The 25,293-nt window shown below is 65.8% G+C and carries 12 protein-coding genes; 7 read left to right on the top strand and 5 right to left on the bottom strand.

What is annotated here, in order from left to right:
* Positions 1-16: 16 nt before the first annotated feature.
* Complete coding sequence (locus tag GN331_RS13425) at positions 17-1,522, top strand: MFS transporter (protein ID WP_156642746.1); 1,506 nt, start codon at positions 17-19, stop codon at positions 1,520-1,522.
* A gap of 23 nt (positions 1,523-1,545) precedes the next feature.
* On the top strand, positions 1,546-3,225 hold the full coding sequence (locus GN331_RS13420; protein ID WP_331713495.1) for an alpha-amylase family glycosyl hydrolase: 1,680 nt from the start codon (positions 1,546-1,548) through the stop codon (positions 3,223-3,225).
* Positions 3,226-3,662: 437 nt separating this feature from the next.
* Here GN331_RS13420 and GN331_RS13415 read toward each other — a convergent pair whose 3' ends face one another.
* Entirely contained in the window at positions 3,663-4,457 is a 795-nt protein-coding gene (locus GN331_RS13415; RefSeq protein WP_156642745.1) for a hypothetical protein, read from the bottom strand.
* A gap of 21 nt (positions 4,458-4,478) precedes the next feature.
* Positions 4,479-6,971 carry a ribonuclease R gene (gene rnr, locus GN331_RS13410; RefSeq protein ID WP_197427133.1) on the bottom strand — a complete coding sequence of 831 codons (2,493 nt, stop codon included), beginning with the start codon at positions 6,969-6,971 and terminating at the stop codon, positions 4,479-4,481.
* A 76-nt stretch (positions 6,972-7,047) separates the two neighbouring features.
* Between rnr and GN331_RS13405 the strand changes: the two genes are divergently transcribed.
* The gene (locus GN331_RS13405) at positions 7,048-8,106 is read left to right on the top strand and encodes a LacI family DNA-binding transcriptional regulator (protein WP_156642743.1); all 1,059 of its coding nucleotides are present in this window, start codon (positions 7,048-7,050) and stop codon (positions 8,104-8,106) included.
* Positions 8,107-8,341: 235 nt separating this feature from the next.
* Positions 8,342-19,699, top strand: coding sequence for an autotransporter-associated beta strand repeat-containing protein (locus GN331_RS13400; RefSeq protein ID WP_156642742.1), 11,358 nt, complete (start codon positions 8,342-8,344; stop codon positions 19,697-19,699).
* Positions 19,700-19,946: 247 nt separating this feature from the next.
* Here GN331_RS13400 and GN331_RS13395 read toward each other — a convergent pair whose 3' ends face one another.
* From GN331_RS13395 to GN331_RS13385, 3 genes are all read right to left on the bottom strand, one after another.
* On the bottom strand, positions 19,947-20,225 hold the full coding sequence (locus tag GN331_RS13395; RefSeq protein WP_156642741.1) for an XAC0095 family protein: 279 nt from the start codon (positions 20,223-20,225) through the stop codon (positions 19,947-19,949).
* A 257-nt stretch (positions 20,226-20,482) separates the two neighbouring features.
* On the bottom strand, positions 20,483-20,953 hold the full coding sequence (locus GN331_RS13390; RefSeq protein WP_156642740.1) for a hypothetical protein: 471 nt from the start codon (positions 20,951-20,953) through the stop codon (positions 20,483-20,485).
* A 561-nt stretch (positions 20,954-21,514) separates the two neighbouring features.
* Entirely contained in the window at positions 21,515-22,507 is a 993-nt protein-coding gene (locus tag GN331_RS13385; RefSeq protein WP_156642739.1) for a DUF3644 domain-containing protein, read from the bottom strand.
* Positions 22,508-22,671: 164 nt separating this feature from the next.
* On the opposite strand from GN331_RS13385, the gene GN331_RS13380 reads away from it, so the two are divergent.
* From GN331_RS13380 to GN331_RS13370, 3 genes are all read left to right on the top strand, one after another.
* On the top strand, positions 22,672-24,081 hold the full coding sequence (locus GN331_RS13380; protein WP_156642738.1) for a hypothetical protein: 1,410 nt from the start codon (positions 22,672-22,674) through the stop codon (positions 24,079-24,081).
* Between the two features lie 71 nt (positions 24,082-24,152).
* Positions 24,153-24,896, top strand: a complete 744-nt coding sequence (rlmB, locus tag GN331_RS13375; protein WP_156642737.1) for a 23S rRNA (guanosine(2251)-2'-O)-methyltransferase RlmB — start codon at positions 24,153-24,155, stop codon at positions 24,894-24,896.
* A complete protein-coding gene (locus GN331_RS13370; protein ID WP_331713490.1) occupies positions 24,893-25,162 on the top strand; it encodes a CBU_0592 family membrane protein in 270 nt (89 codons plus the stop codon). Before rlmB ends, GN331_RS13370 begins: the two co-directional genes overlap by 4 nt.
* Positions 25,163-25,293: the final 131 nt, after the last annotated feature.

The raw sequence follows: 25,293 nt of genomic DNA, 5'->3' as shown, positions 1-25,293 counted from the left end.
ACGAGGACACCCCGCGATGACCGCGACGCCCACCGCCAAGCCGACACTCACGTTCTGGCAGATCTGGAACATGTGCTTCGGATTCCTCGGCATCCAGTTCGGCTTCGCGCTGCAGAACTCGAATGCGAGCCGCATCTTCCAGACGCTCGGCGCGTCGATGGACGACATTCCGATGCTGTGGATCGCAGCGCCCCTGACCGGGCTGATCGTGCAGCCGATCGTGGGGTATCTGTCCGATCGCACGTGGACCGGGCTCGGGCGGCGGCGGCCGTATTTCCTCGTCGGCGCGATCCTCGCATCCCTGGCGTTGTTCGCGATGCCGAACTCGCCGGTGTTGTGGATGGCAGCCGGGTTGCTTTGGATCCTCGATGCGTCGATCAACATTTCGATGGAACCATTCCGCGCGTTCGTCGGCGACCAGTTGCCGGTGAAGCAACGTGCGTCCGGTTACGCGATGCAGAGTTTCTTCATCGGCGTGGGCTCGGTGGTCGCGAGCCTCCTGCCGTGGTTGCTGGCGAAGTTCGGCGTCGCCAATACCGCCGGTCCCGGTGAAGTGCCCGCGACGGTGCATTACGCGTTCTATTTCGGCGGCGCGGTGTTGCTCGGCGCGATCGTGTGGACGATCGCGACCACGCGCGAGTATCCGCCGGAGCGCTTGCAGGCCTGGGACGAAGCACCGCCCATCGCGCCGCGCGCGCGGGATGCCGCGCGCATGCGGGCGACGGCACTCGCGTGGTTGGTCATCGGATTGGGATTCGTCGCGGCCGTCTGGACGCGGGGCTGGGCGCGCGAGCTGTACGTGCTCGGCGGCTTGATCGCCGGATACGGCGTGGCCTTGCTGGTGCGCACGATGATGGGCGGGGCCACCAGCGGCTTCGCGAACATCATGGATGATCTCTACGACATGCCGCCCACGATGCGCCAGCTCGCGGTCGTGCAGTTCTTCTCGTGGTTCGCGTTGTTCGCGATGTGGATCTACACCACGGGCGCGGTGACGCAGGTGCATTTCGGCAGCACCGATCCGACGTCGGCGGCCTACAACGAAGGCGCGAACTGGGTCGGCGTGTTGTTCGCCGCGTACAACGGCTTCGCGGCGTTGGCGGCGATCGTCATCCCGTGGATGGTGAAACGCTGGGGCCTGCGCACGAGCCATCTGATCAATGCGGTACTCGGCGGACTGGGCTTGCTGTCGATTGCGGTGATCCGCGATCCGCAGTGGTTGCTGCTGTCGATGGTCGGCGTGGGCTTCGCGTGGGCCTCGATCCTGTCGCTGCCTTACGCGTTGCTGTCCGATTCGCTGCCGGCCGGAAAAATGGGCGTGTACATGGGCATCTTCAACTTCTTCATCGTCATCCCGCAGTTGGTGGCGGCGAGTTTGCTGGGGCTGATGTTGAAGCTGTTCTTCGGCAATCAGCCGATCTACGCGCTGGTGATCGGCGGTGTGAGCCTCATCGTCGCCGGCCTGTGCGTGTTGCGCGTCCGCGAACCAGCCGCGCACGCGGCCGCAGCGGTGTCGCCGTGAGGCGCGCGCTGCTCGTCGTCGCGATTGCACTCGCCGGTTGCACGCAGCCCGCGCCGCCCGTCGCGCCGGAGAAGAAAGCCGAAGCGCCCAAGCCCGTCGAGTATTACGGCACCACCGAACCCTTCGCCGCCGACGCCGTCTACTTCGTCCTCACCGATCGCTTCGTCAACGGCGACAAGTCGAACGACCACCGCGACCAGGGCAAGGGCGCCGCGTTGCACACCTTCGATCGCCCGACGCCGGGCGCGCCGAAGGGCAAGTCCGACAACGTCGGCTACCTCGGCGGCGACTTCCGCGGACTGCTTGACAACGCCGAATACATCAAGGACATGGGCTTCGGCGCGGTGTGGCTGACGCCGATCGTCGACAACCCGGATGAAGCCTTCACCGGCGGCGACCCCGTGAAATGGGGCGGCATGTGGACCGATCGCGGCAAGACCGGTTACCACGGCTACTGGGGCGTGAACTTCTACAAGCTCGACGAACACCTGCCGAGCGACAACCTCGATTTCCGCGGCCTGACCAAGGGCCTGAAGGCGCACGGCATGAAGACCGTGCTCGACATCGTGCTCAACCACGGCTCGCCCGCGTACACGATGCCGAAGCAACAGCCCAAGTACGGGAAGATCTACGACAAGGACGGCAAGCTGATCGCCGACCACATGAATCTGCCGCCCGCCAAGCTCGACCCGGGCAACCCGCTCAACGCCTTCTACAACACGAAGGGCGGGCTGGCGCAGCTGTCGGACATCAACGAGAACGACCCGCGCGTGCTCGAGTACTTCGTCGGCGCGTACGAGCAGTGGATCGGGCAGGGCGCCGATGCGTTCCGCGTCGACACCATCGGGTGGATGCCGCATCCGTTCTGGCACAAGTTCACCACGCGCATTCGGGAGAAGCATCCGGGCTTCTTCATGTTCGGCGAAGCCTTCGACTACGACGCGAACAAGATCGCCGAACACACCCTGCCCGAGAACGCGGGCGTGAGCGTGCTCGACTTCCCGCTGCAGAAGGCGATGAACGAGACCTTCGGCAAGCCGAACGCAGGCTTCGAACGCATCGACCAGGCGCTGTACCTGACCAACGGCCCGTACGCGAATCCGTACGACCTGATGACCTTCTACGACAACCACGACATGGCGCGCATGGACGCGACGGACGATGGGTTCGTCGACGCCAACAATGCGTTGTTCACGTTGCGCGGGATTCCGGTGATCTATTACGGCTCGGAGACCGGCTTCGAACGCGGCACGGCGGAACACGCCGGCAATCGCAATTACTACGGCCAGGAGCGGATCGATGCCGCCGCCGACAGTCGCATCTATCGCCAGTTGCGTCGCATCGCGACCCTGCGCGCGCACACGCCCGCATTGCAGCGCGGACTGCAGGTGAACCTCGAGATGAAGGGCGACCGCGCGGCGTTCTACCGCGTACTGGAGCAGGGCAAGACCGCGCAGGTCGCGCTGGTGTTGCTCAACAAGGGCGCGACGCCGGCAGCTTTCGACCTGCGCGTGCAGCCGGGTCAGTGGAAGTCCGCGTTCGCCGGCACGACGGTGGATGTGGCCGTCGGCGGTTCGATCGCAACCACGGTTGCGCCGCATGACGTCGCGGTGTTCGTGCTCGACGCACCCGTCACCGACGCGACGCTGAAGACCGAACTGGATCGCGGGATGTCACGCGCGCGGCGCCACGTGGCGAACTAGAAAAAGACAAAGCCCCCGCCGAAGCGGGGGCCGAGGCGGATCCGAAAGCACTTGTCATCGTGCGATCGGCCGGCTGCAACTGCCAACCCTTGGGGTTCTCGTTGCAGTCTCGTAAGCCGGGAAGTTCCCGACGGCGGCGACGTTAGAACGTTGCCTCGAGCAAGTCAATGTGGCCCGGACGCGTTGACTCGTGAAGTTCCAGCACTGAGGCGACCGCCCTACGGACGGCGAGAAGAAGCTCGTTCGGCACTTGGGTTGTTTCGTAGCTTCGCCTTCCGCCGATCCGCGGGCCGGCGACCAGATCCATGCGCGCAAGGCTCAGGGTGTTCACGCAATTGCAGATGGCGAATCGCGTTCCCGCCTTCGCGCGCAGGCCCTTCGGCATCGTCGCCCCAGGAACCACGACATGATGGGCTTCGAGGACGCTCGCGAACCGATCAGGAACCCCGCGTCGCCATCCGCCGCCGCAACACGAACTTCCTCGCCGACTTGCGCAACGGCCAGAGCGTGCGCTTGTAGATGGCGGACAACACGCGCCGCGTGCGCGGGATGCGCCAGCCGAAGCCTTCGTCGATCGCGTTGATGCAGGGATTGCAGAGGCCGCAGGGGCGTTGATCGCCGCCGGGGCGGTGGCAAAACCAGGTCAGGCCCATCAGCGGTTCCCAACCGTTGCGCCTCGATGTCTCGACCATCGTTGCGCGCGTGGTGTCGATCAGCGCGAACGAGAAGGCGCCGAAGATCAGCCAGGCGTCGTGGTTCGGCGCATCCGGTGGAATGCGGCGCGTCATGTAGCCGTGCGGCGAAGGGATGGGCTGCGACAGGTTGTCGAAAAGCACGACGCCGGCGCCATGCACGTGCACCGCGCGTTCGGCGCCGATTTCGACTTCATGCTTCCCGTGTTGCTTGCAGTATCGCGCGAGCCATGGGTATTGGCTGCCGATACCGAGCGTCGCGAGGCGAGCGCCCGCGGCTTCGATTTCGGCGTCCGGCCGAATGTCGGCGACTTCGGACATCGTCGTCGGCAGCAGGGTCGTGCGCGTCTCCGGATACGCCTGCGCCAGCGCTTCCCGGATGCGATCCATCGTTTCGATCTCGATCTGCGTCGAGGCGCGCGTGCGATCGAGCAGGTAGATCGGGGCGACGGGGAGACGGTGCTCCAACAGCACCGTCAACACGCGGAAGGTGGAATCCCATCCACCGGTCCAGAAGATTTCGACGGGTTGGCCGCTCATCGATGCCTCCGTTGCATCGGTTCAGTACTTCTGTTTCACCTTCTTCGCCGGCATGCCGCGCGGCGGCAACGGCTTCTCGCCGCGCTCCTCGACAAGGCGGAAATCGATCTTCCGATCCTCGACGCTCGCCTTCAGCACGACGATGTCGGCCCGATCGCCCAGGCGGAATTCGCGCCCGGTGCGTTCGCCCTTGAGCGTCTTGCGGATCGGATCGAAGTGGTAATAGTCGTTCGGCAACTGCGTCACGTGGACCAGGCCGTTGACCTTCGATTCGTCGAGTTCGATGAACAAGCCGAAGCTCGTGACGCCGCTGATCGTGCCGCTGAACTGGCCGCCGACGTGCTGTTCCATCCATGCGGCGCGGTAACGCTCGTCGACTTCGCGCTCGGCTTCATCCGCACGGCGCTCGCGCTCCGAGCACTGCAGGCACAGCGCGGCCATTTCATGCTCGCTGTACTTGAAGTTCACCGCAGTGCCGCCCGAAAGCGCGTGTTTGATCGCGCGGTGCAGCAACAAATCGGGATAGCGGCGGATCGGCGAGGTGAAGTGCGCGTACGCATCGAGCGCCAGGCCGAAGTGGCCGAGGTTCTCCGCCGCATACACCGCGAGCGATTGGCTGCGCAGCAGCACCGATTCCAGCAACGTGGCATCCGGGCGCTCGCGGATCTTCTTCAGCAACGCCGTGAAGTCGCGCGGTTCGACCTTCGACCACGGCGGCATCTTGAGGTGGAATTCCTTGAGGAATTCCAGCAGGTCCGTGTACTTCTGCTCCGGCGGCTTGTCGTGCACGCGGAACGGCGCGGGGATCTTCTTCTTCAGGATGTAGCGCGCGGCTTCGACGTTCGCCGCGATCATGCACTCCTCGATCAGCATGTGCGCGTCGTTGCGCAGCAGCATGCCGGCTTGCGTGACTTCGCCCTGCGGGCCGAGCACGAAGCGCACTTCGGAGGATTCGAACTCGATGGCGCCGCGCTTGCTGCGCGCCTTCTTCAACACCTGGAACAACTGGTGCAGGCGCTGGACCTGCGGCAGTTGTTCGCCGATCACCTGCAGCGCTTCCTCACGCAGTTCGGGCAGTGCGGTCTCGTCGATCGCGTTCCAGACCTGCGTATAGGTCAGGCGCGCATGCGAGTTCATCACCGCTTCGTAGAACTTCGACTTGGTGACCTGGCCTTCGCGGTCGATCTGCATGTCGCAGACGAAGCACATGCGATCGACCTTCGGATTCAGCGAACAGATCCCGTTGGACAAGGTCTCGGGCAGCATCGGCACGACGAAGCCGGGGAAGTACACGGAGGTCGCGCGCAGCTTGGCTTCGTCGTCGAGCGGGTTGCCGGGGCGTACGTAATGCGAGACGTCGGCGATGGCCACGACCAGGCGGAAGCCTTCGCGCGTGGGTTCGCAATAGACGGCATCGTCGAAGTCCTTCGCGTCCTCGCCGTCGATGGTGACGAGCGGGAGTTTGCGCAGGTCGACGCGGCCCTCGAGCATCGATTCGTCGACGACCAGCGGAACGTCGGTCGCTTCGGCGAGCACGGCCGGCGGAAATTCGTGCGGGATTTCATGCGCGTGGATCGCGGCTTCGACCGCCAGCGACGCCGTCAGCTTGTCGCCCAGCACCGCGAGGATCTTGCCGATGGGCGGGCGCTGCGGATCGGGCGCCTGCACGAGTTCGGCGACAACCAGTTGCCCGGGCTTCGCATTGCTCGTTTCGCCCGGCGGAATCAGCACGTTGCGTTGGATGCGGCGATCGTCGGGAACGACGTAGCCGATGCCGGCTTCGACCGTGTAGCGACCGATGAGGCGATTGAGACGACGTTCGAGGACTTCGACGATGGCGCCTTCGCGGCGACCGCGGCGATCCACGCTGGTGACCGAGGCGAGCACGCGATCGCCGTGCATCACCTTGCGCATTTCGAAGGGCGGCAGGAACAGATCGTCGGCACGCGCGCCCGCATCGGGGCGCAGGAAGCCGAAGCCGTCGGGATTGGCGATCACCACGCCCGGGATCAGGTCCATGCGCTGCGCCGGTGCGTAGGAACCGGTGCGGTTCTGCAACAACTGGCCGTCGCGGACCATCGCGCCCAGGCGCTTGCTCAGCGCGTCGAAGCGATCGGGTTCGGTGAGCGAGAGCTTGGTCGCGAGGGCGTCGGCATCCATCGGGCCTTCGTTGGCCTCTAGGATGCGCAGCAACATTTCGCGGCTGGCGATGGGCTGGTCGTAGCGTGCGGATTCGCGGGCGTGGTGCGGGTCGCTCTTCGGCGCGGGCCGCGGGGCGGCCGACGGCGGTGCGCCGCGTGCCGACATCGGGGGCGGGGCGGGCATCCAGCCGGGGCGCTGCGCGGCCTTGTGCTTGGGGCCGCTGCTGCCTTTCTTGGGCGGTGCGGAGGACTTGCCCTTCGCGGGCTTCGCGAAATCCGGGAGGAAGCCGGCGGAACTCGGGGTCTTGCCGCGGCTCGAGCCGCGCTTGCTGGGGTGTTTGGCCATGGCGCCCATGGTCGCACGCCTGTTCATGTGGACACCGTCAACGGCCGTCCCCATCGCACGGGGCCTTCACACGGCCGCCTTCGCCCTGTCATCCTCGGCCGTCATGCCCAAGAAGCCCAAGGCCACCTCCGTCGACATCGCCTACCGCGCCGGCGTTTCGCAGGCGACGGTCTCGCGCGTGTTGCGCGGCAGCCCGCTGGTCAACATCGAAACGCGCAAGCGCGTGGAAGCGGTCGCGCGCGAACTCAACTACAAGGTCGACCGACACGCGTCGAGCCTGCGCACGCAACGCGCGGGTTGCATCGCGCTGTTGTTGTTCGAGGATCCGACGCCCGACGAGTCGCACATCAACCCGTTCTTCCTGTCGATGCTCGGTTCGATCACGCGCGCATGCGCCAAGCATGGGCAGGACTTGCTGGTCTCGTTCCAGCAGTTGTCGAACGACTGGCACGCCGATTACGAGAACAGCATGAAGGCCGATGGCCTGATCCTGCTCGGGTACGGCGATTACCTCGCGTACCAGAGCACGCTCGAAAGCCTGGTGGAGCAGGGCACGCACTTCGTTCGCTGGGGTGCGGTGTTGCCGGGGCAGCCGGGCGTGTCGATCGGTTGCGACAACTTCCACGGCGGGCAACTCGTCGGCGAGCATCTGTATTCGGTGGGGCGGCGGAAGGTCGCGTTCCTCGGCGATGCGAGCACGCACTATCCGGAATTCTTCGCGCGCTATCGCGGGTGCGACGTGGCCTTGCATGATCTCGGCGTGGGCATGGATCCGGCGTTGCAGGTGGATGCCGAGAGTTCGGAAGACGCGGGCTATGCGGCGGCGCGCACGTTGCTCGAGCGCGGGAAGCCGTTCGATGCGGTGTTCGCGGCGAGCGATCTGATCGCGCTCGGCGCGATGCGTGCGTTGACCGAGCAGCGCCTGCGCATTCCCGAAGATGTGTCGGTCGTGGGCTTCGACGACATTCCCATGGCGCGGTTCGCGAACCCCGCATTGACCACCGTGTACCAGAACACGCAGCGCGCCGGCGAGATGCTGGTCGATTCGCTGCTGCGCGCGATCCGCGACGAACCGGTCGAAAGTCAAATGATCCCGGCGAGCCTGATCGTGCGGAAGTCGAGCGGTTCGGTCGCGATGGCCGCCGACGATCTGGCCGAATAGCCATCGGCCCTCATCCCCCTTCCAAGGGGGATCGAACGCGCGCAGCGCGTTCGAGGGGGATAACCCCCCGCGCACCCTTCCCGAAATCCTCCTGGTGCGACTGCGGCCGACCATCGCGGCAACGCGCTGCCCGTTCGGGCAATTCATGGGGGAAAGGGCTCGAATGCCCGAAGTGTCAATGTCGATTCGTCGCATGAACCCTTAGCGTCCTCCCCAATTCCTTGGGGAACTTGCGATGAACCGTGTCTTCCGAGTCATCTGGTCGCGCGTGCTGGGCACGTGGGTCGTGGTTTCCGAACTCGCGCGATCGCCGAATGCGTCGCGTCGCACGCTGCGTCGTGCTGTCCTGCCGACGTTGCTGGCGATCGCCTGCGCACAAGCGCATGCCACCGACTTTTATTGGGATGGCGGCACCGTCAACGGCGGCAATCCCGCGGCCAATGCCAACGGCGGCGCGGGCACCTGGAACACCGCGCTCACCAACTGGGACACCGCGCTCACGGGCGGTACGGATGTCGCGTGGACCAACGGCGACCATCGCGCGATCTTCCCGTCGAACGGCACGTACACGATCACGCTCGGTACCGCGATCACCGCGGGCGACCTGACGTCGAACGGCCCGACCGTCACGCTCAGCGGCAACACGCTCACGTTGGTCGGTACGCCGGTGCTTGATGTCGGGGGCAATCTGGTCATCGCCTCGACATTGGACGGCACCGTCGGTTTCACGAAAACCAGTGGTGGCACGATCGACCTGGCCGGCACGAAGACATTGACGGGCCCGATCGACGTGGCCGCCGGCAGGCTCTACCTCAGCGGCTCGGCGTGGACCGGCACCGGGCCGGGCACGGTCACCGTGCGCAACGGCGCCAACCTCACGCTGGCCGTCGCCGGTGCATTGGGCACCGACACGTCCGCGGCGCGGCTCGTGCTCGAAAACGGTTCAACCCTCAGCGCCGCCGCCGCAGCCTTGTTCGCGTACGACGCCACACTCACCGGTGGCACGGTGTCGATCGGCAACAACGGGTCGTGGAGCGGCACATTCGTGCTGACAGCGCCCACGACGCTGAGTCTCAACGGTGGCACCTACAGCGGCAACTTCGCCGACACGGGCGCCAATGCGCTTTCGGTCTCCGCCGTCGGCAGCGGCGCCATCCTCACCGGCAACAACACCTACAGCGGCGCGACCACCGTGCCGAGCACGCTGCGTCTGGCGGGCAGCAACGCGTTGTCGCCGAATTCGAACGTCGTGCTGGTCGGTGGCGCGGCGGGCACCGGCGTGATCGAACTCGCCAGCAACAACCTCGCGATCGCGCTCGGCACGGGCGCGGGGCAATTGCAGTTCACCAACACCGGCGGCTTCCGTTCGATCGGCGGCAATCGGACGGTCACGCTCAACGGCGGCGCGGGACTGACGTGGGGCAGCGGCAACTTCGTTCCGGCGGGCAACGCGTTGTTCCTCGGCACCGACGGCGCTTCGTCGCTCACCTTCGTCAATCCGATCGATCTGGGCGCGGCGACGCGCACGATCTCGCTCGGCACCGGCACCGGTGCGTTGCACACGGTGATGTCGGGCGTGTTGTCGGGCGCGGGCGGTGGGCTCACGCTTGCGCGCCAGTCGGGCAACGGCGTGCTCGAACTCTCCGGCGCCAACACCTACACCGGCACGACGCGCGTCGGCCCGCTCGTGAACCTGATCCTCAACAACGCCACCGCGCTGCCCGGCGGACAGGGCGCCACCGGCGGCACGAGCAACCTGGCGATCGATGGCGGCGTCGTGCTGTTGCGGCCGTCTGCGGGCGACTTCTTCCGCGGCACCGGCACCGGCGCAGACCAGGTGCAATGGATCAGCGGCGGCGGCTTCGGTGCCATCGGCGGCGACCGCACGATCAACCTCGGCGGCGCGGGTGGCACCGTCACCTGGAACACCGCGAACTTCGTCCCCACCGGCAGCGCGTTGACGCTCGGCTCGGCGCTGGGCGATTCGATGGTGACCTTCGTCAATCCGATCGCGCTCGGCGGCGCGACGCGCAGCCTCTTCATCGACAACGGCACCGCGGCGCTCGACGTCACGCTGCCTGGCGCGATCTCCGGCGCCGGCGACCTGATGCTCGACGGCCAGGGCGACGTGCGTTTGTCCGGCACGAATTCGTTTGCGGGCACCGCCTTCCTGGGCGCCAACGCGGGCGCGAGCACGAGCGACAACCAGGATGTGTTCGTTTCGACGATCGGCAACGGCGGCATCAACGGGAACCTCGGCGCGGGTTCGACCATCGCGCTGCGTGCACACAACGGCAGCCTGACGTACACGGGCGCCGGTGAGTCGACGGACCGCGCGTGGACGATCGGTGGCCGGAATGGTGCGACGCTGTCGATCCTCAATGCGGGCACCGGCGCTTTCTTGCTGGGTGGTGCGCTCACCAAGGACGCGGCAGGCGCGATCTCCACGCTCCGATTCGGTGGCACCTACACCGGCGGCACGAACATCGTCGACGGCCTGATTTCCGAATCCAGCGGCACGCTGAACTTGATCTTCAACGGCGTCGGCAACGATTGGCGCCTGACGGCCGCCAACACCTACAGCGGCACGACCTCAATCCAGAACAGCACGGTGCTGGAAGTCGCGCATCTCGCAAACGGCGGCCTCGCTTCCAGCATCGGCGACAGTAGCAACGCCGCGACCAACCTGGTGTTCCAGAACGGCACCGCGGCCGCACCGGCGACGCTGCGTTACATCGGCAGCGGCGACACGACCGACCGCAACTTCCGTTCTCCGGTGAGCGCCGGTGGCACCTTTGCCATCGACGCCAGCGGCACCGGCGCGCTGGTGTGGACGGGCAGTCTCGACGGCAGCGGCAGCAGCGCGAACCACATGATCCTGCGTGGCACCAGCACGCACGCCAACACCTTCGCCGGCGCGTTCACGGACAACAACGCCGCCAACGCGTGGGTCGCCGACGTGACCAAGATCGATGCGGGCACGTGGATCCTCTCGGGCGACAGCAATGCGCAGGCGCTGGGGTACGCGGGCAACACCACCGTCAACGATGGCTTGTTGCGCATCGACTCGGCGGGCGCCGTCACCGGCGGCCTCGGCACGACCAGCAACCACGGCGCGTCGGGTTCGACGCAACGCAGCAGCCTCGTCGCGTTCGGAAACACGGCGGCCGGTGCATCGGTGAACGGTGGCGTACTTGGACTGACGGCCGCGAGCGGCGATTTCCTGCGCAATCTCACGACCGCGAGCTCGGCGTTCGCCAGCAACGCCGGTACGGCGGCCAACGCCGACGACGACACCTACGTGCAAGGCGTGCGGTGGTTCGGCAGCGGCGGCTTCGCTGCATTCGGCGGCACGCGCACGGTGAACCTCGGCGGCGCCGGCGCCACCGTGACCTGGAACACCGGCGGCTTCGTGACGACCGGGCAACGCCTGATCCTCGGCGATGCGAGTGCGGACGGCACGCTGGTGTTCGCGAATGCGATCGCCCTGGGTGGAGCCACACGTGGTTTCGAAGCCCGTGACGGCAGCGCGGACATCGATGGCGTGCTGTCAGGCGCACTCTCCGGCGCGGGCAGCGTGCAGAAAACCGGCACCGGCACGCTCGCGCTCGGTGCGAACAACACCTACAACGGCGTGACCGCAGTCGACACCGGCCGCCTGATGATCGGCACGGGCGGCGCGACCGGTACGCTCGGCAACGGCAGCGTCACCCTCGGCAACGGCGCGACGCTCGCCTTCAACCGCAACAACGCGTTGACCGTGGCCAACACGATCACCGGCGCGAACGGCACGCTCTCGCAGATCGGCACCGGCACGACGACCCTCACCGCCGCGACCAACACTGTCGGCACGACGGCGGTCACGGGCGGAACGCTCGCGGTCACCAACACGCTCGTGTCCGGCGCGCTGCAACTCGGCGCGGGCACGCTGACCGTCGACGGGACAATGCAGGCGGCGGGCGCGACGACGCTCGCGGCCAGCGGCATCGCCGGCACGAACGGCCGCATCAACGTCAACGGAACGCTGCGCGCCGCAGGCGACCTGGGCGACGGCAACGACACGGTGGACGTCACCGGCACGCTCGACACCGGCGCGGGCACGCTCGCGCTCGGCGCCGGCGCCGATACGCTGACCGTGCACGACAACGCCAACATCGGGAATGTCGACGGCGGCCTTGGCGTCGACACGCTCAACACCAACATCGCGACGACGGCGCACGTCAACGCGCTGACCGGATTCGAGACGCTGTTGAAGACCGGCGTCGGCGTGCTGCAGGTCTCCGGTGCATCGAACTTCGACACGGTCAACGTGAACAACGGGCGCCTGCACGTGCAGGCCGGCGGTAGCATCGTCGGTGGCGCGTCGGGTTCGCTGATCGCAACGGTGGCCAGCGGCGCGCGTTTGACGGTCGATGGCGCCTTCGGCTGCGGCACGGGCGACGACACGCTCACCGTCGCGGGCACGGTCGACGGCAGCGGCACGATCGACCAGTGCGGCGGCGACGACACGCTGATCCTGCGCGATGGCGGATCGTTCGCCTTGCCGGGCGCGACGTCCGGCGGCGCGCACAACCTCGGCGACCGCGTCGTGCTCGACAACGCGCTCGCGGTGACGCTCGGCCCCGGCCTGTTCACCGGCTACGAATTCCTGACGAAGCAGAACACCGGCGTGGCGACGCTCACGGGTGCGCACAGCTATGCCAATGGCACGACGATCCTCGGCGGCACGCTCGATGTCGACGGCTCGTTGACGACTGCGACGCTCGACATGAACAACGCTTCGGCGTTGAACGTCGACGGCACGGTCGGAAACGGCGCCGCCGCGCTCGCACTCACCGGCGATGCGGCGACGCAGGCGATCACGGTCGCGTCGGGCGCAACGCTCCGCGCCAACGGCACGCTCGGCGACGGCACGGACACGCTCGATGTCGCCGGCACGCTCGACACCGGCGCGGGCGTCCTCGCGCTCGGCGCAGGCAACGATGGGCTCATCGTGCACGATGGCACGAGCATCATCGGTGGTGTCGACGCAGGCTCGGGCACCGACACGCTGACCGCCAACATCGCGACCACCGCGACGCTCGGCCTGGCGACCGGTTTCGAATCGCTCACGAAGACCGGCGCAGGCGCGCTCCTGCTGGCGGGACCAGGCGCGTCGACGTTCGACAGCGTGTCGGTCGCGTCGGGCCTGCTGCGCATCGCCTCGGGCGCGAGCGTCGGTGCCGGCGTCGGCGGCACGCTCGCGACGACGGTGAGCGCGGGCGCCACGCTCCAAGTCGACGGCGCCTACGGTTGCGGCACCGGCGCCGACACGCTCGACATCGCCGGTGCCTTGACCGGCAGCGGCGTGATCGACCAATGCGCCGGCGACGACACCCTCACGTTGCGCGATGGTGCAACGCTTGGTCTCGCTTCGCCGGTGCAGGGCGGGGCGCACGCCACGGGCGACCGTGTCGTGCTCGACAACGCGAGCGCAATGACGCTCGACGGCGCGCGCATCGCGGGCTACGAATTCCTGCGCAAGCAGGGGGCAGGCATCGCGACGCTGACCGCGACGCATGCCTTTGCCGGCGGCGCGACGCTCGCCGGCGGCACACTCGTCGTCGAGGACTGGTTGGCGACCCCAACGCTCGACATGACGGGCGCGACGACGCTCGACATCGCAGGCACGGTCCAGGTCGGAACGAGTGGCGCGATCCCGCTCGCCCTCACCGGCGACGGCGCCGCCCAGACGATCACCGTCGCCGCGGGTGGCACGCTGCGTGCGAACGGAACGCTCGGCGACGGGAACGACCGGCTCGACATCGCCGGCACGCTGGACACGGGCGCAGGCACGCTCGCGCTCGGCAACGGGAACGACACCTTCGTCGTGCACGACAACACGACGCTGCTCGGCACGGTCGATGCGGGCGCCGGCGCGGATACGCTGGAAACCAACATCGCCGGCACGGCACAGCTTGGTGCATTGAACGGGTTCGAAGCGCTCGACAAGCAGGGCGCCGGGACGTTGATCATCGCGGGGCCCGGCGCGTCGGCGTTCGACTCGGTCGATGTCTCCGACGGCACCCTGCGCGTGGCGGGCAGCGCGAATGTCGGGTCGGCGACGATGTCCACGCAGGTCGCCGCGGGCGCGACGCTGCAGGTCGACGGCGCGTTCGGCTGCGGCACCGGAATCAACACGCTGCGCGTCGCGGGCACCGTCACCGGCCTGGGCACGATCGACCAGTGCGGCGGCGACGATCTCCTCGAGTTGGTGGATGGCGCGGTGCTCTCGGGCGCGAATCCCATCAACGGCGGCGCGCAATCGGTCGCCGATACGGTCCGCCTCGATATCGCGGGCACCTTCAGCCTCGATGCGTCCGACATCGTCGGCTACGAGCGCTTGGACAAAACCGGCGCGGGCACGGCGACGCTCACGGGCGCGCAGGTGTACGGCGCCGTGAGCGTTGGCGCGGGCGGGCTCAACGTCGATGGATCGATCGGCGCCGGCGGCATCAGCATGGCGGCGAACACGGAACTGGCGATCGCCGCCGGCGGCCGCATCGAAGGCGCCAGCAGCGCCGGCACGGTCATCACCGGCAGCGCGGGCACGGAAACCATCACCGTCGCCGCCGGCGCCACGCTTGTCGCGAGCGGCAACCTCGGCGACGGCGACGACGTCCTCGACGTCGCCGGCACGCTCGACACTGCCGGCGGCACGATGCTGCTCGGCGCGGGCGACGATCGCGTGCGCATCCACGAAACCACCGTGCTGGGCGCTGCGATGGTCGATGCGGGAGCGGGCAACGATCTGCTCGACGTCAACGTCACCAGCGCGGTGACACTCGGTGCGACGACGGGGTTCGAATCGCTCGGCAAGTCGGGGTCGGGCACCTTGAACGTGCTCGGCGCCAATGCGTTCACCACCGTCGAAGTGATCGGCGGCCTCCTGCAAGTGGCCAACACCGGCAGCCTGCAGGCGAGCGAACTCACGGTTGCGTCGGGCGCGACGCTGCGCGTCGATGGCACGTTCACCGGCACGTCGGGCAACGACACCGCGGACATCGCGGGCACCGTTTCGGGTGCGGGGTCGCTCGACTTCGGCGCCGGCGACGACGTCGTGACGCTGGTCGACGGCGCGAACCTGGCGAATGTCGCCAGCGTGACCGGCGGCGCAGGCAACGATGCGCTGATCGCGTCGGTGTCTTCGGGCAGCGTTGCACTCGGCGCATCCACCGGCTTCGAATCGCTGCAGAAAACCGGCGGCGGCCTGCTGACCATCGGTGCCGGTACATCCGAATTCGCCGACGTCGCAATCGCCGGCGGCACAGTGCGCGTCGATGGCACCGTGAATGGCATGGTGGGCAGCGCATTCGACACCACGCTCGCCACCGGCGCGACGCTCGAAATCACGGCGTCCGGCGCCTACGGCTGCGGGACTGGCGACGACAGCATCACCCTCGCAGGCACCGTGACCGGCAGCGGTCGCATCGACCAGTGCGCGGGCAACGACACGCTGCGCATCCAGGACGGCGCGAACTTCGCGGCCTTCACCGGCACCATCGACGGCGGCGCCGACACACTCGGCGACACCGTGCAGTTGGACAACGCGAACGCGCTGACCTTCGGCGCGGGCGCGGTGATCAACTACGAGAACCTCGCGAAGACCGGCAGCGGGACGGCGACGCTCACCGGCACGCAGACCTACAGCGGCTCGACCTTGCTGCAGGGCGGCACGCTCGCGGTCGAAGGCGCACTGAACACATCGACGTTGTTGATGGGGGACGGCACGTCGCTCACGGTCGACGGCCTCGTCCAAGGCCTCGGCGGCATCGCCACCGCGCTCACCGGCAGCGCCGGCGCGAACACGATCACCGTCGAAGCCGGCGGCACGCTGCGCGCGAATGGCTCGCTCGGCGACGGCGCGGACCTGCTCGACGTGATCGGCACGCTCGACACGCTGCTGGGCGCCATCAACCTGGGCGACGGCGACGACACGCTGCGGATCCACGACGGCAGCGTCGTCGGACACGTCGACGGCGGCGCGGGCCACGACACCTTCGGCACGCACATCCAGACCAGCGCGACGCTCGGCGCGGTGAACGGCTTCGAGGCATTGGCGAAGTCGGGCGCCGGCGTGTTGCATATCGACGGCCCCGGCGTTTCGGATTTCGCGAACGTCGATGTCCTCGCCGGCACGCTCGACATCGGCGCAGCCGGTGCGCTGCAGGCGACCACGGGCGGCACGCTCGCGGTGTCCGTCGCAAGCGGCGCAACGTTGCACGTCGACGGGCAGCTCCTCGGCGCCAACGGAAACGACACGCTTGCGTTGGGCGGCACGCTCTCCGGTGCGGGCACGGTCGCGCTCGGCGCGGGCGATGATCGCCTCGTGTTGTCGGATGGCGCATCGCTCCTGCGCCCCGTCGACGGCGGCGGGCAAACGAACGGCGACACGGTCGTGTTCGACAACGCGGTCGATACGACGTGGAATCTCGCCAACATCGTCGACTTCGAACGCCTCGACAAACAAGGTGCCGCGACCACCACGCTCACGGGCAACAACGCGTTCGATGCAACGCGCGTGCTGGCGGGCACGCTCCACATCGACGGCACGCTGTTCACCGCGAGCGTCGCGCTCGGCGACGATGCGGCGCTCTCGGTCGGCGGCGCGGTCTCCGGCGATGGTGGCATCGCGACGACGCTCACCGGTACCGCGGGTGCGAACGCTGTCATCGTCGATGCGGGCGCGACGTTTGTCGCCAACGGCGACCTGGGCGCGGGCAACGACATCCTAGACATCGCGGGGACGCTCGACACCGGCACGGGCATTGCGCTCGGCGACGGCGACGATACGTTCAAGGTGTACGACACGACTGCGGTCATTGGCGCCGGCATCGACGCCGGCGCAGGCAACGACATGCTCGACGTCAACGTCGGCCCCAGCTTCAATGTGCCGCTGCCGGGCCTGGCGGGCTTCGAATCGCTCGGGAAATCCGGCGCCGGCACCTTGCACATCAACGGCGCGTCGGACTTCCTGACGGTCCACGTGCGCGAAGGCGTGCTCGACATCGCGGCCAGCGGCTCGGTGCAGGCCACGACAACCGTGATCGACGCAGGCGCGACCTTGCAGATCGACGGTACCTTCACCGGCACGACGGGCGACGACAGTCTGGTCATCGGCGGCACGGTCGTCGGCAACGGGTCGCTCTGGCTCGGCGACGGCGCAGACCACCTGACCGTGCAGGATGGCGCGAACCTCGCGGGGCTGGCCACCGCCATTGACGGCGGCGCAGGCATCGACCTGCTGGAAACCGACATCGCGACGACTGCGTCGCTCGGCGGCGTGCAGGGCTTCGAATCCTTGTTGAAGACCGGCGTCGGCATCCTGCACGTCGACGGTCCCGCGGCTTCGACGTTCGCCAGCGTCAACGTGCAGGCCGGCATCTTGAACGTCGGCGCGGCCGGCGCGATCGGCGGCGTCGCCGCCACCACGGTGGCGCAGGGCGCGACGCTCGTCGTCGATGGCGCGCTGACCGGCACCGCGAACAACGACACGATGGTCGTCTCGGGCACCGTGCGCGGTGGGGGTGCGATCAACCTGGCCGCGGGCGACGACACGCTCACGCTGCTCGACGGCGCGGATCTGTCGGGCCTGACGACCGCACTCGATGGCGGCGCGGGCATCGACACCATCGATGCACAAGTGCAAACGGGCACGCTCGCACTCGCGCCGACGGTGAACTTCGAAGGCCTGTCGAAGACCGGTGCCGGCAGTTTGATGCTCACGGGTTCGCAAGCCTTCGACAACGTGCAAGTCGTCGGCGGCACGCTCGACGTTGCAGAGGGCGCCACGCTCACCAGCGGGGAGACCTTCGTCGGCACCGGTACGACGCTCGATGTCCACGGCGCGTTCGCCGGTACCGCGGGCGACGACAGCTTCTTCGCCGCCGGCACCGTGCGCGGCGCATTCGACTTCGGCGGCGGCAACGACACGATCGAGTTCGCGCTGGCCACGTTGGACAACGCGACAATCGCCGGCGGTGCAGGCAACGATCGCCTGGTGTTTCGCGGCATGACGCTCGATGCGCCGCTGACCAGCACGGGCTTCGAACGCACCGAACTGCTCGACGGTAGCGCGATGACGCTTGCGACGTCGTTGGCCACCACGCTTGCGATCGATGCGAGCTCGCGCCTCAACGCACAGGTCGGTTCCCGCATCGATGGCGCGGTGGAGAACGCCGGCCAAATCGACGTCGGCGCGCACCGCCTCGCGATCACCGGCAACTACACGGGATCCGCGGACAGCGTGCTGGATGTGTTCGTGTCGCCGGCCAACGGCACCTCGGGCGGTCTGGACATCGCGGGCAACGTCCTCGGCACGACGGGCGTGCGGTTCACGAGCGATGGCACGGAAGCATCCGTGCGCGAGTTGCGCGTCATCGATCTGTCGAACGACACGCTCGGCGATGGCGGCGGGTTCGTCGCCGCGGATGCGGACGCTCACGCGCAAGTGCGTCTGGAGGGCACGCCGTGGATGTGGTCCTTCGCACAGGATCAGACCGACCGCGACTGGTACCTGCGCACCACGCAGGAAACGGTGGTGCCGGAAATCCCCGCGGTCGCCGTGCTGCACACCATCGGCGGCTTGCCGGTGCGCGATGCCACGCAACGCGCCTTCGGTCGCCTCAACGACGCGCGCACGCACGACGATTGCCGCAACGCCGACCAGGATCGCGACGCACGCGCCAACGCCACGGTCTCGGCGGACTGCAGCGGCTTCTGGATGGCGTTCTCCGGCGACCAGACGCGCGTCTCGCAAGGTCGCGGCTATGCGTTCTCCGGGGACACGAACGGCGTGTACATCGGCGCCGACACGCAGATGCACGGCACCGGCGAGCGCAGTGTTCGTGCGGGTTGGATGCTCGGCTACGTCGACGGCAATCACTGGACCGATGGTTCGGTGGCCGGGGTCGGCCCGGTGGGCAGCGGCGACGCGAACATCCGCACGTATACGCCGATGGCCGGTTTCTATCTCGGCAATACCTGGAAGAACGATGCGTGGCTCGACTTCATGCTGTCCGCGTATCTCCATGACGCGGACGTTCGGACCGATGCCTCGCAGGACGAATTGCGCGGCAACACCCTGTCGCTGTCCGCGAACATGGGCCGTCGCTTCGCCATGGGCGAGACGTGGACGATCGCGCCGGAATTCGAGATCGGCGCCGATGCCGTGCATTGGCAGGACCGCTACGAGTTCAACGGCATGGACCTCAACATGGCCGACGGGTTGCTCGGTCATGCGCGGACCGCGCTGCGCTTCGAACGCGAGGTCGAAAGGAAGTCCGGCACGTGGCGTCCGTGGATGCTGGTGGGTGTGGCGGACACCATTAGTGAGCCGACTGTCGCTTCTTCGCTGCTGCGGATGGGGACATCGGAGGTGGTGCAGCGCTATGCGAACCACGACCTTGGATTGCAGGCGACGGTGGACTTCGGTGTGTCGGCGCGGCTGCGCACTGGGGCGACGGCGTTTGCTTCGCTGTCGTATGCGAGCTCGCTGGAAGGGACGGAGGTGGAGCGGAGTGGGGCGGAGGTTGGGGTGCGGTGGACTTGGTAAGCCGCTGACTTGCGCGGTCGCCACTTGATTGTGGCGACCGCTTCAAAGGCGAGGGATCATTGGCGCGCCGCCCGAACGTAAGTAGTTCCAAATTTTTTTGGGAAAAAAATTTGAAACTACTCACGCTGGGGCATCACCATTCGGGTCGCTTCGATCAGGGGTCTTCGCTCGAGCGTTGATTCGGGGGTGCGAAGCACGCTTCGCACTAGCCGATTGTTGGCGTGGAAGCTAAAGCACAGACGCGAGGTCAATTGAGTTTGCGGCGCCTGGCAGGCTGCGCCGCCGTCACGGCTCGGTCCGAAATTGCGCCGAGGATCGCATCGAGCTCCTTCGACAGGCTGGAGAAGCACCAGCCCAACGAGTTTGGGCGGAGGATCGCCTCGTAGTCGCTGGCATTCGATCCGGGTTTTGTCAGTTGCGCCATCAGGCGCATGAAGTAGGCGATCTGCACCAAGGAGAAGTGTGCTGGCTCGGGGATGCCGAAGACAGCGGTGCTGGTGCGTGGGTCTTTGAGGACGTTGGACATGGCAGCCTCCATGGACGGAAGAACTCGCGCCGCAGGTGCGGCGCAAGGTGTCGGGAGGTGGAAAACCGCTTGACGTCGGCGGACGTATTCCCTCTTGCGAGGTCTTGTATTGGTCCCCTCCCGACGCAGGAGGAGCACATTGCATCGCATCACCATCAAGTGGAGTTTCCAGCTCCGTCTCGAATAGTGCAGATCAACGACGCGCAACAAAATCAGACGCGAACGCGATGCGCGTCCGACGAATCACCAGCCTTCCATCATTGCTCGTTGGCGGTCGCCGGTTTCTTCTTGCGCCGCGCCCAGCGATAGCTCAATTCCTTGAGGGCATCGTCCAAGCCAACCGCTTTGCCGAGGACTTTGAGGATTGCGTAGCAGCTGTGTGAGAAGACCATCAGGTCGCTGCCCAGCGCGGCGACCGTGTCCTCGCACTTGTCGGCGAACAACTTCGCGCGATTGGCGATGCGCATCATGCGTTCGCGTGCTTCCAGATCGGCGTTGGCGCCGGCCAGGTTCATGTCGGCCGGGATCAGGCCTGCATGTTGGTTGGCCAGGTCGATGTTCAGGCGCACGTAGCGCTCGCTCGTGGGTCCCATGATCGACAGGGTCTTGCGATCGCCGACGGCCAACGTGAGCAGCCCGGGCAACAGTTGTTCGAGCCGCGCGAACAAGGCCATGACCTCGTCCTCCGTGGCCTGCGTGATCGTCATGGATGCGAGGTCTTGCGTCATTGCGGTGCTCCAAGGGGGGAGGTTTCGCGTGGAGTTTTCGACCGAAAGGCGAGGGGAGGCAACAGAGGAAAGTTCGCGGGTGTCGTAGGTGCGTTCGAAGGAGGAACGCACGTGGCGCTTTCGGTCTGCGACCTTGCGATAGAGGTCCAGGACCTGGTGCTAGCCGACGGCGGCCTTGCACCAGAGGCGCGCGACGTTGCGCTAGGGGTCCCCGACCTCGGACAAGAAGTCCTGCAACCTTGCGGTATTGGTCCGCGACTTTGCGAAAGGGGTCCGAGAGGTTGCGCGGAGAGAGCCGCGACCTGCGCTGAGCATCCGCAACCTTGAGATAAACGCCCGCGACCTTGCGATCGAGGTCCGCGACTCTGCGAGAGGCATCCGCGACCAGGGGGCAGGAACCGGCGACCTTGCGACAGGAGTCCGCGACTTCGCGCCAGGACTCCCCAGCTTTGAGCCAGGACTACCCAGCTTTGAGGAAGAGAGTCTCGGCGTTGGGCGAGCAATCGACGACCGTGCGCTAGAGGCCCACGATCTTGCTCAAGTTCTGGAACCAGTCTGTAATTACTTAACCGCGTTGCCGCGCAGGGTGTAGTGCGTATCCAAGACGTTAAAGATTGCCCGGCTGAACCATTCCTGCTTAACACTCTTGGGGTTGTCAGGATCTAGCTTTTTGACATGGCAGTAGCGCTTGTCGGATTTCAAGGGCACGCGCAGATCGTGATATCGCTGGTTCTGGACGAAGTCCGAATAGCGTGCCGCGCACTCCTTCGTAAGCGTTGTGTAGTTGAGGGGAAACTTATCCTTCAGTTGCTCTTCTGTGAGTTGTACTTTTGGTGCCGATGGATCGTTGGTGACTTGGACCTTGATGGCGTCATCAGCCTTTGATTTCAGGAACTTCAGTTCGATATTTACGGATACCGAGTAGTCTCCTGCTGGATCGTCATTGGCGGCCTCAAGTGCGGAAATAAATGCAGCGACGTTCTTCTCCTCCTTGTTCAGAAGGACGGCGTTGTTTTGAGAGTCAACGTTAACGAATGCTAGAGGCATCAAGTAGAAGTTGAACTGGGAGAAGTCGACGTTGAACCAAGAGGACGCGGCCTTGGTGTAATTTTTTACTGATGCGCTACCAACCTCCTGCAAGCGCACAGCAAACAAGTCGCTTCGATTGTAAAAGTGGACCGATGAATCTCTGATCTCGCAAAGCGCAACGATGTTCTTGTGTGCGGGCTCAGCCAGAAGCTTCTTCTCGGTCATGCGCTTGGCGATGAATTCGAGGCTGTGTGTGAACGGGTTGCCACTCCCGGTCATTCTTACTTTTGCGTGTTTGTACGGCTTGCCGTTAGGGCGGTTTCGCCTCTCAGTTACGTACAGCGAGCGAACTTTGTTCCCATTGTCCTTGAGCCACTTGGCTTTCAGCAGTAATTCCCAAGCATTGATTGCCAAGATCGCGAAAGTCTCTTCGCGATACTTGAAGTCGGGCTTGTTGTAGATCTCGATGGCGGAAATCATCGCCGCCAGACTCTTGTCTACAAGTTCCTGCGAGCGTGCCTTCATTGGTATCCCCGATACTTAAAGCGCACACCTGAGCCTTGTGCCTGCACACCATAGTCACTTTTGGAGAACCGATCCACGGGAAAGCTACCGCGAACAGGGCTGCTGCATCCATCCTGTCCTGCTGGCCAATCGCATTGCGTTTGTTGGGTTTATCGGGCGGGGGGATGACAATGCTGGCGTTCGCTACAGAGTTTCCAGTTCAAACATCCAACACGTCTGAACGCTTTGTCGCCGTGGTTAGAGAATGGTTGTTGGGTTCGCCGCACACGCTTCTGGGAACTTCAGACGTTGAGGGCTTCGGCAGGCTCGGTCACTGGTCAGCCACGAAGGGCAATGAAGCTCTTGTGTCGCTTCGCGGCGCGCGCGATTCAGTTGACGCGGCATCCGTTAGGTACCGGCGCCTTGACGACGGCCTTGAGTGGACCACAACGGTGACGTTCTCGCGTGGCGATGTGGACGCTTGGGTAGCGGTGCGCGTTTTCTGCGAATCACATCACCCTGCCACCCGCCTTCCCCCTGCAAAAAAGCCCGTAGTGGTGCGAACTCTCATCGATGCGCTCGGCGGGGGGCCGGATAGTAGTTTCTGTGTCGAGCAGCGCGCCTACCGGTTGTCCAACACCGAGATCGATCGAGCTGTGACGATCATTCAAGGCCGATCAACTAATAGGCTCCCAATCGTTTACGTCAGTTGCATGTTTCGAGGGGGCTATGTTCTCGATCCGGATCGACTCGCAAACGACCTCTCCGGCATGGCGCATGTCGTAGTGGAGCCAAATAGAGCGTTTTCGTTGAGACTTCAGATAGATGCAAACTCCGAAAACGTCTTTGGTGGCGGAATAGGTATTTACTGGCCTGACGGTGGCGGGCGAAGGTCCTTCTTTATGGGGAGGGGATACGACGGGCCTGCTGAACTGGCAAAGGCTGTGCGCGAGGAGGTCAGGGGAGCGCTAGTGAACCGGCGGCCACTTGAGCGCTGTACCTGGGCCGCGGTCCAAGAGGTGGTCTCGCGTGCTGCACTCGATGAGTTGAAGGCCGCTGGGTCCACGGAAGTAGAGAAGTACATCGAAACCTTTGATCGCGAGATATCGTCAAAGAATGAACTGCTCGCGGACGCTGAAAGGGAAATCGCGCGGCTGAAGGTGGAAGTGAGGATCTACGAGGCGAGAATCCCATCTGGATCCGGTACGACATTGAATATGGGTGGGGAACAGGATCTCTATCCGGATGAGATATCCGGCATGGTCGTGGATGCTCTCGCCGATTACCTCACTCGGGTTCGGGGAGACAGTCGGCGAAGTCACGTACTTGCCGCGTTAGTTAACGCAAACCCGAACAAGTCACCAGCAGTTGCATACAGGGAGACACTCAAGGAGCACTTAAGGGGTGCAAGCGGTCTCGATCAGAAAGCTCGACGGGCCTTGGAACAACTTGGATTTGAAGTCTCGGACAACGGCAAGCACTACAAGCTCGTGTTTCAAGGGGATGATCGGTACACCTTCAGCCTGCCTAAAACTGGGAGTGACTACAGAGGCGGGTTGAACGCGGCGGGCGATATCTCGCGTCTGCTTTTCTAAGCTTTTCGCGTCGCGGAGGCTGGCGGACCGACCTAGTTAATGCCTCGGTCAAATGCGGCACAATGCCGCCCATGAACAAACAATCCCCCTGGATCGCCGGCATCAACGCCGTCGCGTCCGCCGTCGAGCATGACGGCGAGAACGTGCGTGAAGTCCTCCTCGAGGCCGGGGCCAAGAACCCGCGCATCACCGAGATCGAAACCCAGGCCCGGCGCCTGGGGATCGAGGTGCGGCGTGTGGCGCAGAACGCGCTCGATGGGGTCGCCGGTGGGCTCCGCCATCAGGGTGCGGTCGCGCGGTATGCCGCCGCCAAGACCTGGGGCGAGGATGAGTTGGAGGGGCTGGTCGAGGCCGCGGCGGGCAAGGCGCTCGTGTTGGTGCTCGACGGGGTGCAGGATCCGCACAACCTCGGCGCGTGTCTGCGCAGTGCGGCGGCGGCGTCGGTGACGGCGGTCGTGATCCCGAAGGACAAGGCGGTGCAGGTCAACGCGACCGTGCGCAAGACGTCGGCCGGTGCGGCGGACAACATTCCCGTCGTGCGCGTCACCAATCTTGCGCGCTGCCTGCGCGATCTGCAGCAGCAGGGTGTGTGGATCTATGGGCTTGCGGGCGAGGCCGAGGCGTCGCTGTATTCGATCGACCTGAAGGGCAACGTCGCGTTGGTGCTCGGCGGTGAGGCCGATGGTCTGCGTCGCTTGACGCGCGAGCATTGCGATCAGTTGGTGAAGATCCCGATGCCCGGCGAGTTCGAATCGCTCAATGTGTCGGTCGCGACGGGTGTCGCGTTGTTCGAAGCGGTGAGGCAGCGGTTGTGAATTTCGCCTGGTACGACTTCGTCGGCTTCACCGGCACGCTGATGATCCTCGCGGCGTTCGCGGCGCAGCAGATGGGGAAGATGCGCGGGGACGGGGCGGTGTATCAGTTGCTCAATCTGTTCGGTGCGGGCGGCATTCTGGTGTCGCTGATGGGCTCGTTCAACATCTCGGTGTTCGTGCTCGAGAGTGCGTGGGTGTTGGTGAGTGCGTATGGGTTGTGGCGGTCGCGGAGTTTGCGCGCGCGCGCGGACGCGGCGGGGAAGTGACGTTGCTGACCCCATTCCAGACGGCGGCGATCTTCAGCATCGTCGTCTTTGCGCTGGTCTCGTCCGTGCTGCGCGAAGTGGTGATCACGCGCTTGCATCGCACCGGCCGATTCGAAGAAGCAGGAAACCCG

Source organism: Noviluteimonas gilva, assembly GCF_009740395.1.
GTDB classification, from domain to species: domain Bacteria; phylum Pseudomonadota; class Gammaproteobacteria; order Xanthomonadales; family Xanthomonadaceae; genus Noviluteimonas; species Noviluteimonas gilva.
This window is presented reverse-complemented; position numbering and strand designations above follow the sequence as displayed.